The sequence below is a fragment of the Bradyrhizobium sp. AZCC 1693 genome (genome assembly GCF_036924745.1).
Taxonomy (GTDB): Bacteria; Pseudomonadota; Alphaproteobacteria; order Rhizobiales; family Xanthobacteraceae; genus Bradyrhizobium.
In genome coordinates, this window is sequence record NZ_JAZHSD010000001.1 from 7497156 (window position 1) to 7510877 (window position 13722).

The window sequence follows — 13722 nt, forward strand, 5'->3', positions numbered from 1 at the left end:
GCGGTCGCGTTAACGGATCGTTCAGCCTGATCAGGCCTCAGCCGTCACGCCACCTCGGCGGCGGCGGGGGAGTTGAGGAATTTGGCCTCGAACTCGCTTGCCGGCATCGGCCGTCCGAAGAAATAGCCCTGTCCCTCTTCGCAGCCCATCCTGACCAGGAAGTCGGCCGTGGCCCGGTCCTCAATGCCTTCGGCGATGACGGAGAGGCCCAGTTGCTTGCTAAGCCCGATGGTCGAACTGACGATCGCCGCGTCATCGGGATTGGCCAGCAATCCGAGTACGAAAGAGCGGTCGATCTTCAGTCCATCGAGCGGGAATTTCTTCAGATAGCTGAGGCTCGCAAAGCCGGTGCCGAAATCGTCGAACACGAGGCGAACGCCAAGCGCCTGAATTTTCAGGAACGTATTCAGCGCGCTCTGCTCGTCGTGGAGCAGGATGTCTTCGGTGACTTCGAGCTCGAGGCTGGTTGGACTTAAACCGGTGCGGGCAAGAGCCTGCGCGACCGAGCTTGCGAGGTCACCGGACTGGAGTTGGGAGGGCGAAAGGTTGACGCCGATCCGGAGTTTTTGTCCGGCGCGCTCCCAGGCGGCTGCCTTGGCGCAGGCGGTTTCGAGAACCCACTCCGCTATCCGTTCGGAAATCGGTGAGGTGTTGACAACCGGCATGAATTCTCCCGGCGAAACCAGGCCCCGCTCGGGATGACGCCAGCGGATCAGGGCCTCGGCGCCGATCAGGCTGCCGTCGGCCAGATGAATTTGCGGCTGGTAGAACAGTTCGAATTCATGGCGCTCCGCGGCCAGCACCAGCTCCGCTTCCAGCGTCAGACGAGTTTCCAGTTCGCGGCGGATCGAGTCCTCGAACAGCACGTGACCGCCGCGGCTGGTCGCCTTGGCGCGGCTCAGCGCCAGATGAGAGTTGCTCAGGAGTTCAGCCGCCGTTCGCCCGTCGGACGGGAAGACGGCGGCGCCGATGCTGACCCTGACGCGGAGGTGACGCGTGCCGGCGAGCAGCGGCTCGTCGAAGCCCGCACCGATCTGCTCGGCAAAACGACTGACGTTTTGGCCGATAGCGTTGGTCGGAACCGCGATGGCGAATTCGTCTCCGCTCAGGCGCGCGATCAGGCCGGCCGTCGGCATCGCCGCCGTCAACCGTTCTGAAATGGCGCGAAGGACGAGATCGCCGATGGCATGACCGAGCATGTCGTTGACCTGCTGGAAGCCGTCGATGCCGATAACCAGCAGCGCTACCTTGCGGCCGTCAGCCCCGGCTCTGGCAATCTTCGCTTCAAGTTTGGCGTGAAGGGTATTGCGATTGATAAGGCCGGTCAGCGTGTCATGTTCCGCGAGATATCGAATTCTCTCGGCTTCGCGCTTGCGCACCGAAACGTCGCGAAGGATCGCGCCGAACTGAAATCCGTCGGTGCCCTGCCAGCCGGAGAAACTGGCTTCGACCGGAAACACCTCGCCATCGCTGCGGCGTGCGTCGAACTCGATCACCGTGCCGGCGGCGAGGTCTGCGGCATCCCTGACGGAAAAAGCTGGCGTATCGGCATCGCGGGCGCAAATCCAGTCAAACGGCCGGCCGATCATCTCCTCGGCCTGGTAGCCGAAGATAGCCGTCGCGCCGGGATTCCAGACCGTGATCAGGTAATTGGAATCGGTGCAGATCAGGCCGTCGCCGAGCGACATCGCCACGCGTTGAAAGCGGCTCTCGGCGACCCTGCCGAGCAGATCGCGGATGTCGATTTCGTCGAGCGCGATGGCAGCGATGTAGACGATGATGGCGATCTGAAACAGCGACGTGTCGAGAATGAGCGGGAATGCGGCCTGAAGGGTAAACGCGCCTGCCTCGATGGCGACAGCCGTTGCCGCGAGCAGCGCCACTCGCTTGCCGGCGGAAAGGCGGCGCCATGAGAACAGCATGAGCAAGGCTAGCAAGGCGAGGCCGGTCAGCGTGACGACGTGCGAAGTCCATTGTAGCGCGCGGTTCTGCAGCAGCGATTCCGCGGCCAGTGTCTGCAGCACGGGCCCGGACACGATCACGCCGTTCGGGACGCTGAAGCGATCGCCGAGTTCGAGCGCCGTGCCGCCGACGATGACCTTCTTGCCCTGCAGCTTTTGCAGTGTCGCCGGGTCGCCGCGCAGGACGTCGGCAAAGGACACTTTGGGGATTCCCGCGGTCCGGATGCTGAAGTCGATCAGAAAGGGCGTGCGCTTTTCATCGTATTGGCCGGCGAGCACGGCGGCCATCGCGGGCACGAATTTGCCGTCCAGCTTCCCGCCGAACGGGTAACGGCGGACGAGGCCGTCGGGTCCGACCTCGACATTGACGAGCGACGGCCAGGAATGTTCGGCGAATTGCTGCAATGGGCGATTGACGTGAAGCGTCGTCCTGTCGGTGCGGGGCTGCTGGAAGGCGGGCAGCACGACCGATCCGCCGGCGCCCTGGAGGGCTTCGGCAAAGTTTCGGTCCGACGACGCGTCGGAGGGCGTGGAGAAGTCGACATCGAGTGCGATGTCCTGGACGTCTGCCTTCTGAAGCTGCCGGATCAATTCGGCGTGGAGCAGGCGCGGCCATGGCCAGACGCCGATCCTGTCGATCGATGATGCGTCGATCGCGATCACCACAATATCGCCAGAGGCCTGTCGCGACTGCCAGCCGAACCGCAGGTCGGCCAATGCGTGGCGAAGCGAATCGTGCCAGCCGCCTGCCAGGACGATTGCCAACGCAATCATCACGAAAATATGCGGCCGGTATCGTTTCACGCGGTCACCATTCGGGTGTTCGAGTTTGAGGAGTCGTTCGGTTCCGGGGATCGCCAACTGTCGCAGTTGATTATGCGGCTAGTGGCCTCTTCCGTTTCCGCCGCCGTTGTTGGCATGACCGTTGCCACGGCCGCTCCCGTTAGCTCCGTTGCCGCTTCTGCTGGCGGCATTATCGTTGCCGCTGTTGTTGCCATTGCCGCTGTTGGCGTTGCCTCCGGCGACGGCCGCCACCGCGCTTGCATTGCCTCGACCGGCGGCACTCGCGGCAGCGCCGTTGCCATTATCTCCTTGACCATTGTTGGCGATGGCCGAGTCGGAGCCGGATGAGTTCCAGACCGTATTGGTGTCGGCCACGCCCCGCGCCACGCCCCCTGAAGACGTAGCGGCATGGGCGAGGCCGTTAGTGACGCGATGGAAGTTCACTCGAACTTCGCCGATTGACGAGGAGATCCGGGTGACGCCGTGCTTTGCCGGCTGCACGCTTGCATGCCGCAACGGCTGGACGCCCTGTCCATTCGTGGCGTGGCGGATTGCGGTAAAGCCTCCGCGCGGCACCGGAATGCGCTCGACCGACGGCGCGCGCGGCTTGCCTTGTTCGATCGGAGCGAGGGTGCCGGTGCCGCCCAGCGAAAGGCTGGTTTTGCCGTTGGCGAACGCCGTCGCATGTTGGCCCGCCATCACCTGGGCGATCTGACCCGATTTGAAATCTGCAACTTCAACCTGACCGCGGACCACGTCGACGGTGGTCTTCCCCGCGTTGACGGTGACGCGGAATCGCGTGCCCTTCACCACGGCCGCGAGGTAGGGAGTCTCGACCTCGAAATGCTTGACGTTGCGCTTTTCGACGTCGAGCAGGATTGAGCCTGCCTGCTGCTTGATCGTCGTCGAGAGTCCTTCCTTCTTCTCCGCGGGGACGCCGACCACGGAATTCGGCGAAACCAGGATCATTTCGTCGCCTCGCTTCAGCAGCACGCGCCCGGTGCGGCCGGTGCTGATGGTGTCCCCTGGCTTCAGCACGTCCTCCTGTCTCAGCGCCGCCTGCTGCACGCCGCTGCCCGTGAGCCAGACCTCGCCGGAGGATTTGCTGACCGTCCAGTCGCCGCCGTCAGCGGCGAAAGCGACGGAAGCCGCCGCCAGCGCGAACATGGTCGCGAGTGCTCTTGAGACGTGAGGGGTCGCACGCATGAAAACTCTCTCCGATTGCCGCTTTGTCCCGGCGATTACCGGAAATGTTTCAACATTGAGTGAGCGGGAATGGTGAACTGCGCGAGCCTCGTTAACGATTCATTGACCATAAAATTTTAAGAAAAATCATATGGGTAGGGGTTCCCCTAACGATTGGCGCTTGGCGTCCGTACTTGTACGGAAGTGCGCCCGTGCGGCTTTATCCCGGCACCGCCTGAGCACCGCAGGCTTCGTCCTCTGGACCCTGATCGCCTGCCTTCCGGCGCAGGCGCAGCAGGCGAACCAGCCGGGTTATGATCCGCGGCAGACGGAAAAACGTTTCGATGACCAGCAATCGAGCCAGGGCGCGAACGGGAGGCCGCGATTGCCGTCGCCGCAATTCGCCCGGCCGGAGGGGCAGGGGGATCCCAAGCCTCTGTTCGTGCTCCGCCACGTCTCGATCGCCGGCGCCGTCGCGATCCCGCAGGGCCGGCTGGTGACGACGTATCGACCCTACATCGGGAAAAAGGTATCGCAGGCCGATCTGGCGACTATCGCGGCCGCGGTCAGCGACGTCTATCGCGCCGAAGGCTTTCACCTCAGCCGGGCGATCGTTCCTCCGCAGGACATCCAGGGCGGCCAGCTTCGCATTCAAATCATCGAAGGCAGCATCACGGAACTGACGCTGAAGGGAGACGGCGTCGAACAGTTCGGCGTCCGGCCGATGCTCGAGGCCGTGCTGACTGAACGGCCCTCGCAGCTTGCGACGCTCGAACGGCAGTTGCTGCTGATCAACGGACGGCCCGGCGTGCGGATCGAGGACACCGCGATCGAGGAGATCGGCACCGCCAGCGGCCATTTTCGGCTGATCCTGTCTTTGAAAACCTGGCACTTCTTCACGTCGTTCGGCGTCGACAATCTGGGCTCGTCGTCGGTCGGACCGTGGCAAAGTTATGGGACCGCGGCGTTCAACTCCTATCTCGCGCCCGGCGATTCCCTGGTGTTGAACCTGTCGACCACGCCGGGCGATCCGCGGCAGCTCGCGTTCGGCCGCCTGTCCTACGACCTGCCTGTCGGCACCGACGGCGCCCGTATCGGCGCGTCGGGCTACTACAGCGAGGTGTGGCCCGGCGATTACCGCCATCTCTACAGCGACAACATCAAGACCGAGGCGTTCGAAGTTCGCGGCAGCATCGCTCCGCTGCAATCGCAGAAATCGAGCCTGACGCTCACCGCGGCGGCCGGTTTCACCAATGCCACCGAAAACGATGTGTTCGGCCTGATTTACGCCGACCGCATCCGCACCGCGAGCCTCACGTCGGACTACCGGCTGCAGGACAGTTTCGGCGGCGCCAATTATCTGACGGTAAATTATCGCCAGGGTCTCGACATTCTCGGCGCCTCGCACCGCGACGACGACTATCTGTCGCGCGACGGGGCGTCCGGCAAATTCTCCGCGCTGAACCTCTGGTTCACGCGCTACCAGACGCTGTCGGATGCGTGGTCGCTGAAAATCGCCGCGGCCGGCCAGACGGCGTCCGGCCCGCTGTTCACCTCGCAGCAATTCTATCTCGGCGGCATCGCGTTCGGACGCGGCTATGGCAGCGCCGAGATCAGCGGCGACAACGGTCTGGCGGGATCGGCTGAATTGCGCTTCGATCAGAAAACGAACCTTCAATATCTGACCGGCTACCAGCTCTACAGTTTCGTCGACAGCGGGGTGGCCTGGAATGACGGCTACCGCCTGAGCGACGGCCTTTCGCTGACATCGGCCGGCGGCGGCGTTCGCTTCTTCCTCGCCGATGGCCTGCAGGCCGACATCGGCGTTGCCGCGCCGCTCAGCTATCGCGCGCCGGATAATCCCACCCGCGGCGCACGGGTGCTGTTCTCGCTGACGAGCGCGCTGAAGCTTTGTCCGGTGCGGGCGACGACGCGCTGCCTGTAGCCGCTAGACCGGCTCGTAGCTCTCGGCATTGCAGGTATCCTCGGCTTCGACCTTTTGGCGATCGGCGATCACGCCGCCGGAAATCTCGACACGATAGGTTTGCGTGCCCAGCGGTTTGCCGGTCACCGAAACCACTTCGGCCTTGACGCAGGCGGTCCAGCCCGGTCCGCGGAGATTGGGGCGCGGCTCGGAAACGCGAACACTGGTCGGTTGCGAGGCCGCCGTGAATACCGCGTCCAGTTTCTCCTTCAGCACGCGCTTGACGTCGGGCACCGGCTCGAGCGCAGGCGGCTCGGGCGCCTTGGCGCGCATGAACTCGGGCACCGGCGAGCGGACGTCGGCAAAGCCGCACCCCGCAAGCGTCAGCGCCGCGCCCGCCATCAGCGCTATGTGAACCACGATCCGCCGCATCCGAGGGCGTTTTACCCCGGAGACGTCGTTTCGGACAGTGCTGGGCAGAATAACGATTCCGCGACTGTGATTCACATCACTGCGCGGGGGCTTGGGGCCTGCGACAAGATCGCCGTTGAATCGGGCTTTTCGCACGCCTCACATGGCGTGGCCGGCTTGAACCTTTGGCTTCGGGGCCATGACCAATCCGTAGCCTGCATTGCCGGGAGGTGGCATCATGTTCCGTCACGCACTGCTCAAGTTGATGATTCCCGCGGCGGTTCTTCTGGGAACACAGTCGGCTTCTGCCGAAGGCCGCCTCGCGCTGGTGATCGGCCAATCCGCCTATCGCTCGGTGCCGGCGCTGCCCAATCCGGCCAACGACGCCAGGGCGGTCACGCAATTGCTGACCGATTCCGGCTTCGAGGTCTCGACCGCGGCCGATCTTTCGCAAGGCCAGATGCGGGAGGCGGTCAGCGACTTCGCCGGCAAGGTCGCGGCCAGGGGCGCCGACACCGTAGCGCTGGTGTTTTATGCCGGCCATGGGCTGCAGATCGACGGCGAGAATTTTCTGGTTCCGATCGACATCGATCCGAAGCGGGAAGCCGACATTCCGATCCAGGCGGTGCGCCTCAATGATATCCTGAACACGCTGACGTCGGTGCCGAGCAAGATGCGCATCCTGATGCTCGACGCCTGCCGCAACAATCCATTCCCGGACCTCAAGACCGCCGGCAGCGGGCTTGCCATCGTCGATGCGAAGATCGGCGCTCCCGGCACCTTCCTGTCGTTCTCGACGTCGCCGGGCGCGGTCGCGGAAGACGGCTCCGGCTCCAACAGCCCGTATACGAACGCGCTGCTCGCGGCCGGCAAGGAGCAGAACATTCCGATCGAGGAGACTTTCAAGCGGGTGCGGCTTGCGGTGAACAAGGTCACCGAAGGTCGGCAGACCCCGTGGGACAGCTCCTCGCTGACCGAGGATTTCCGCTTTTCGGGCACATCCGTCGCCGGGCCGAAGCCTGCCGCGGCTCCGAAGAAGTCGGTCGCCGAGTGGACCCGCGACCTGAAGGGCAAGCCGGTCGAGGCGGCGAACGAGCTGATTGTGGCCGACGGCACCGACGAGGCGTATGAGGCCTTTGCCGGTCTCTTCCCGCAGACGGCGCTCGGGCGGCTCGCGCGCGACTGGCTGGTTCGGCACCGGCGCATGGTGGCGTGGAACGACGCAGTGCTCATCAACACCGCGTCCGGATATCGCTCCTTCCTGGCGAAATTCCCCGACAGCGATCTCAGCGCGACCGCGCGCAAGCTGGAGCAGCGGCTGCGCAACCGTCCCGAGTTCACGCCGGCGGTCGCCGCCGCCAACGCCGCCGTGCCGCAAAACGTTGCGCTGGCCGGGCCGACATGTCCCTGCAACGTGCAGCCGCCGGAGCAGCAGCCGCTGAAGGTCAATGCGCCGGTCAGGCGCGTCGAGCCGGATCCGCCGAAGAAGCGGGTCGATCGCAAGCCGCCGCGTCGGCGCGAGCCGGATGACGAGGTTGTGGTTGTTCGCCGTCGTCCGCCTCCGCCCGAGGTGTACGAGCCATCGCGACCGCCGGTCAGCATCGGCATCGGGATCGGTCTCGGTGGGTTTGGCGGCGGCCGTGGCGGCCACTATGGCGACCGCCGCGGTGGATACTGAGGTGGCGATAGGGTAATCGATCCCGCAAGCGTTGCGTCGCGCTTGCGGGGTAGGATGCGAAATCGGGTTCGTCTGTTCATTTCCTTCGTTGCCATCTTCTGCGCCGTCATCCCGCTACCGGCTTTCGCATGGGAGCATTGGGGCGGCGATCGCGGCGGTTCGCGGTTTTCGCCGCTCAACCAGATCACGCCTGATAATGTAGGCAATCTCGTCCGCGCCTGGGAGTTTCGTACCGGCGATCTCGACGCCCGCGCGCCCGAGGTAATGAAGCGGACCAAGTTTCAGGCCACGCCGCTCTTGGTCGAAGACAGCCTGATCTTCTGCTCGCCGTTCAACGAAGTCATCGCGCTCGATCCCGGCAGCGGCGCGCAGAAGTGGCGGTACGATCCGAAGATCTCGACCGCGCAGCGACCGGCCAACCGCTACACTTGCCGCGGCGTGGCCTATTGGGTCGACGAGCGCGGGGCTGAAAATGCCGCCTGCCGCACGCGGGTGTTCATGGGCACCAACGACGTGCGCGTGATCGCGCTCGACGCCAGATCCGGCATTCCCTGCGCCGATTTCGGCACCAATGGCGAGATCAGGCTGGAGACCGGTGTGCTGGAGTGGCCGGGCGAATTCCAGATCACGTCGGCGCCAGTGATTGCCCGCGGCGTCGTCATTGTCGGCTCCGCGATTGCGGACAATCGCCGGGTCGAGGCGCCGCCGGGCACGGTGCGGGCATTCGATGCTCGGACCGGACAGCCGCGCTGGAGTTTTGATCCGCTGGTGCACGGCGGCATCATCGCCGGCCACACCAATGTCTGGGCGCCGATGTCGGTGGACGAGGAACGCGGCCTGGTGTTCCTGCCGACGTCTTCGCCGAGCCCGGACTTCTGGGGCGGCAAGCGGCCCGGCAACAACGACTACGCCAATTCGGTCGTGGCGCTGCGCGCCGAGACCGGCGAGCGGGTCTGGTCGTATCAAACCGTGCATCACGATGTCTGGGATTACGATTTGCCGGCGCAGCCGACGCTTTCGCGGATCGATACCGGCGCAGGCCTGCGCGACGTCGTGATCCAGCCGACCAAGCAGGGATTTGTATTCGTGCTCGACCGCGATACCGGCAAGCCGGTATGGCCGGTGGAGGAACGCGCGGTGCCGCAAGGCGGCGCCGAAGGCGAGCAGCTCTCGCCGACGCAGCCGTTTCCAACCCACGTGCCACCGCTGCTGTCGCAGCAGATTTCGGCCGACGACGTGTTCGGCCTGATTCCGTTCTGGGAGCGCGGTGCCTGCCGCGCGCAGGTCGCGTCGGCGCGTAACGAGGGTCTCTATACGCCGCCGTCGACGCAAGGCACGATAGTGTTTCCGATGACCGGCGGCGGCGTGAACTGGGGCGGCGCCGCCTTCGATCCCGTCAACCAGATCCTTTACGCCAACATTTCGCGGGCGATCCATATCGTCAAACTGATTCCGCGCGAGGCCACGCAAGGGTTCGAGCCGCCGCCCGGGCACGATTTCGGACGGCAGCAGGGCGCGCCGTTTGCGATGACGCGCGCGGTCACGTTGTCGCCCTTGGGGCTGTTGTGCAACAAGCCGCCCTGGGGCGAGATGGTGGCGGTCGATCTGAAGGGTGGCAAGATTCTCTGGCGTTCCCGCGTCGGCACCACCGAGGATCGCGCGCCGCTCGGCATCGCCTTTCCGTTCGGCACGCCGCTCGTCAGCGGCGTCGCGATCACCGCCGGCGGTCTCGTCTTCACCGGCGCGATGGATGCTTATTTGCGCGCCTTCGACGCGCGATCGGGGCGGGAGCTGTGGCAGGGCCGGCTGCCGGTGCCGGGTGTCGCCAATCCCATGACCTATCTATGGAAGGGCGAGCAATATGTCGCGATCGGCGCCGGCGGTCATTCGGAGTCGGGCACGACCATCGGCGACAGCGTGGTGGCGTTCCGCCTGGCGCGGCCGGGCGAAGCGCCCTCGCTGTGGTCGCGCACCATCGACCGGCCCGGCGGGCGGTTCATGAGCGGGGCGATCGCGGTTGGGCTTGTGGTCGTGGTGATGGCGATGCTGGTGTGGCGCTGGCGGCGGAGCAGGGTGGGGAGGGCGTGAGGGTGGATTTCCGATTCGAATCTCAAGCAACTCTCCGCTGTCATCGTCCGGCTTGACCGGACGATCCAGTACGCCGCGGCTTATCGGTTTGATTATTGGCGTCTCTGGAATACTGGGTCACCCGCCGGAGCCTGTCATCGGGCGCGCATTCGCGCGACCCGTTGGCGGGTGACGACGACTTGAATATGAGGCGGCGATCTCGCGACGCATTGCGCCCGAGGTTTGCATCGTTGTTTGCCCTCCTCGAAATCAGATGGGGCAGTCTCGGCGAGGAACTAACGGCTTCATGTGGACTTGAATCCGAAAGGCCAGGCCTCCATGCTGGTCTGGCAAGTCCGCCGGTCAGTCGCCGACACGCCTGAAGGTGGGCTGTGCTCAACTCGGAGAAAACGTCGTGGCTGAACCCAGCAAACAGGAAATCGACGCGCGAGCGTATCAGCTTTGGGAGCAAGCCGGTCGGCCCGAAGGTCGAGAAGCTGAATTTTGGCACTTGGCTGAACAAGAGCTGCGCAACGAGGACAAAGGGTCGCCGATACGCACCCCTGACACGCTGTAACGCAGCCGAACGACATCGCCGATCGGGCGCGCGAGACCGATAGCGGAGGTGCGTCTTGGCCATCAGGCAAATTCGGGCTTGTGCTCAAAAGACAACGGCAAGCGACTAGCGTGTCAGGCCACTCTCATACGCTAGAAGGCGCTCGGTCAGCCCTTCCGCATTCGACAACGCGACGAGGTGGCCGCCGGGAATTTCCTCCACCTCCTTTCCGAGCCTTTCACGCGCGACACGCCGTTGAAATTCGATCGGGAAAAAACGGTCGTCTCTCCCCGCAAGAACATGAATGGGAATTTCGGGCCAGCGCTCGAAGCGACAAGCCTCGCCGAAAACGGTCTCAGCTTCCTCGCGTGGTTGTTCCGGGCCGGCGCGCAGCACGTCCTGCGGCACGTCGTGCAGAAAGTACGTTCCCACATCGAATTCCGTCGCATAGCCGCGGCGCGCCGCAGCTTGTTCTCGCGCTTCGGCCGCTCCTGTTGCGCCCCACCATGCACCAGCGGTCTCGTCGGGCTCGGGGATCATCGCGTTGACGAACACGACCATCCGCACGGGCGCACGCGCGCAAACAAGGGGCGCCGTGAAACCCGCTAGCGACTGAGCGACTAGAATGACGTCGCTTCGTTCCGCGATCGCGCGGATGACGATGTCCGCATACGCCGCGAGACCGGCGTGCCTGTCGTCGCCAGGCAGATCGATCGCGATGGGTTCGTGCCCCGCCGCGCGAATAAGCGGGACCACGCGGTGCCAATACCAAGCCATGCCGCCTGCCCCGGGGACAAGGACGAATGATGCCATATGAGTTCTCCTCCGTTGCTGCAGGATTAGTTGCTCAACGAGCTTGGCTTGCTTGATCAGGATTGATCTTGCAATGATGTCGGCTCGTTGCGAAACCAAAATCGAGCGGCCGGGCTGATTGTCGGCTCTGGGTCATTCGCGTCGGTTTGACCGGACCACGGCGACTTCCGGTCTACCCCGGTGAACGACATTCTCAGGATAGGCGGGCATGCCTCAAAGGTGGGCCACAACCCGACATCACCCGCTGGTCAGGACAGGGAAGGCGGGACCGCGGCGGCCGGCGCACCATGGATTATCTCCCACGCCGCGGAGGCCCTGCGTGCTATCGTTCTGAGTATCGAAAATATTGGCCTCAGCCCGGGACGGAGTTGCCATGAGTCGGCGTGAATTCATCGACGTTCTCGACGGCGCCTCCATCGCGTGGTCGCTCGCCTTCCCTGATGCGAGTGGGCAGGAATTGAGAAAGGCCTATCGAGCGGGCTTTCTAGCATTGTCTCAACTCAAATAGGATATTCTGGACATGTCGACGCTCACCCCGCATGGCGCGTGCTTGCTGTGGAGGCCGGAATTGATCTGGCTGAATGCCGTTTCCGACGCCATGCTCGCCGGCACCTTCTTTGCGACCGCGTTCGTCCTCGGGTTCTTCGTGTGGCGGCGCCGCGATCTCATGTTCCGCGGCGTGTTCGGGACATTCGCCGTCTTCGTCACGGTCTGCGGGATAACCCGCCTGCTGTCGATCCTCACTTTGTGGGTGCCGGCCTACGACATCGAAGGCCTCACCAAAGGCTTCCTGGCGCTGATATCGGTCGGGATCACGGCGGCACTGCTGCTGTCGCTGCCGCGGATCCTGGTGCAGCCGTCACGCACGCAACTTCAGCAGGCCAATGCGGCGCTTGAGGAGGAAATCCGACACCGGCGCAAGGCCGAGGCCATGGTTAAACGTTTTCAGGAGATAGAGGCCAACGAGGCCCAGGTCCGGCAAGCGCAGAAGATGGAAGCCGTCGGCCAACTCACCGGTGGTGTTGCGCACGACTTCAACAACATTCTGACCGTAATTACCGGAACCATCGAAATCCTCGGCGAGGCGGTCAAGGATCGTCCGCATCTCGCCCAGATCACCGATATGATTAGCGCCGCCGCAGCGAGGGGGGCCGACCTGACGCGGCATCTGCTGGCCTTCGCCCGTCGACAGCCGCTGCAGCCGCGCAACACCGACGTCAATGCTCTGGTCATCGATGTGGCGCGGTTGCTACGACCGACCCTCGGCGAACAGATCGAAATCCAATCGATGCTGGCGCACGATTCCGCGCCGGCCCTGATTGATCCCAGTCTGCTCTCGACTGCGATCCTTAACCTCGCACTGAATGCGCGTGACGCCATGCCTGATGGCGGCAAGCTGACGCTCGAAACCAGGAATGTCGTGCTCGACGAGAATTACGCAAGCATGAACAGCGAGCTTAAGCCGGGCAACTACGTCATGATCGCGGTGAGCGACACAGGGGAGGGAATCCCCGGCAGCCTGCTCGACAAGGTGTTTGAACCCTTCTTCACCACCAAGGAGGTCGGAAAGGGATCGGGGCTGGGTCTCAGCATGGTCTACGGCTTCGTCAAACAGTCGAACGGACATATCAAGATCTACAGCGAAGAGGGCCACGGCACCGCCGTGAAGCTTTACCTGCCGGAGGCGGCGGGTGTCCCAGACGCGCTGGCCGCCGAGGCTGGCATCTCGGGGGGCGAACACGGCGACGAATCCATCCTGATTGTCGAGGACGACGCGCTGGTCCGCGAATACGTCGTGACGCAGATCAGCCGTTTCGGGTACCACACGCTGGCCGCCGGCAATGCCGCCGAGGCGCTGGCAATCATTGATGGTCCCGAACGCATCGATCTGCTGTTCACGGACGTGATAATGCCCGGGGGACTGAACGGCCGTCAGCTCGCGACCGAGGCGCTGAAACGGCGCCCGGAGCTCAAGATACTTTATACGTCTGGATATACTGAGAACGCCATCGTCCATCATGGCCGGCTCGACGCTGGCGTTCTGCTGCTGCCGAAGCCTTACCTCAGCTCCGATCTCGCGCGGATGATCCGGACCGCGCTGGCATCGTGAATTCTTCTGGACCACGTGACTTCCGGTCTACCCCGGTGAACGGACATCATCAGTCACAACCGACTTTTGCAACAAAACCTTCACAGCAGCGGACGTTTGATGCGTCGACTACAACACCTGAAAAACATCTAGCGTTCGCGCATTCGCAGAAAGCGAGCCGCTGGCGATCGAGCAGATGTGGTTCATCCAACTGTACTTTTCCGAACTCGTCTGCCTCCTGACGACTAGCATCCG

The 13722-nt window shown here is 63.9% G+C and carries 9 protein-coding genes; 5 read left to right on the top strand and 4 right to left on the bottom strand.

Annotated features, from left to right (window positions below; translation table 11 throughout):
- Positions 1 to 44: 44 nt before the first annotated feature.
- Positions 45 to 2765 (bottom strand): EAL domain-containing protein, encoded by a 2721-nt coding sequence (locus V1293_RS35565; RefSeq protein WP_334516422.1) that lies wholly within the window; start codon positions 2763 to 2765, stop codon positions 45 to 47.
- Between the two features lie 78 nt (positions 2766 to 2843).
- Positions 2844 to 3950 carry a FecR family protein gene (locus V1293_RS35570; protein WP_334516423.1) on the bottom strand — a complete coding sequence of 369 codons (1107 nt, stop codon included), beginning with the start codon at positions 3948 to 3950 and terminating at the stop codon, positions 2844 to 2846.
- 214 nt (positions 3951 to 4164) lie between these two features.
- On the opposite strand from V1293_RS35570, the gene V1293_RS35575 reads away from it, so the two are divergent.
- The gene (locus V1293_RS35575) at positions 4165 to 5874 is read left to right on the top strand and encodes a ShlB/FhaC/HecB family hemolysin secretion/activation protein (protein WP_334517059.1); all 1710 of its coding nucleotides are present in this window, start codon (positions 4165 to 4167) and stop codon (positions 5872 to 5874) included.
- A gap of 3 nt (positions 5875 to 5877) precedes the next feature.
- On the opposite strand, the gene V1293_RS35580 is transcribed toward V1293_RS35575, so the two are convergent.
- Positions 5878 to 6273, bottom strand: a complete 396-nt coding sequence (locus tag V1293_RS35580) for a hypothetical protein (protein WP_334516425.1) — start codon at positions 6271 to 6273, stop codon at positions 5878 to 5880.
- Positions 6274 to 6502: 229 nt separating this feature from the next.
- On the opposite strand from V1293_RS35580, the gene V1293_RS35585 reads away from it, so the two are divergent.
- The 3 genes from V1293_RS35585 to V1293_RS35595 all read left to right on the top strand — a co-directional run bounded on the left by V1293_RS35585 (position 6503) and on the right by V1293_RS35595 (position 10586).
- Positions 6503 to 7942 (top strand): caspase family protein, encoded by a 1440-nt coding sequence (locus V1293_RS35585; protein WP_334516427.1) that lies wholly within the window; start codon positions 6503 to 6505, stop codon positions 7940 to 7942.
- A gap of 54 nt (positions 7943 to 7996) precedes the next feature.
- Entirely contained in the window at positions 7997 to 10030 is a 2034-nt protein-coding gene (locus V1293_RS35590) for a pyrroloquinoline quinone-dependent dehydrogenase (RefSeq protein WP_334516429.1), read from the top strand.
- Between the two features lie 394 nt (positions 10031 to 10424).
- Positions 10425 to 10586, top strand: coding sequence for a DUF2934 domain-containing protein (locus V1293_RS35595; RefSeq protein ID WP_334516430.1), 162 nt, complete (start codon positions 10425 to 10427; stop codon positions 10584 to 10586).
- 105 nt (positions 10587 to 10691) lie between these two features.
- Here the strand turns inward: V1293_RS35595 and V1293_RS35600 are convergent, their stop codons facing one another.
- Positions 10692 to 11378, bottom strand: a complete 687-nt coding sequence (locus V1293_RS35600) for an alpha/beta fold hydrolase (RefSeq protein WP_334516432.1) — start codon at positions 11376 to 11378, stop codon at positions 10692 to 10694.
- Between the two features lie 520 nt (positions 11379 to 11898).
- On the opposite strand from V1293_RS35600, the gene V1293_RS35605 reads away from it, so the two are divergent.
- Positions 11899 to 13488, top strand: a complete 1590-nt coding sequence (locus tag V1293_RS35605) for an ATP-binding protein (RefSeq protein WP_334516434.1) — start codon at positions 11899 to 11901, stop codon at positions 13486 to 13488.
- Positions 13489 to 13722: the final 234 nt, after the last annotated feature.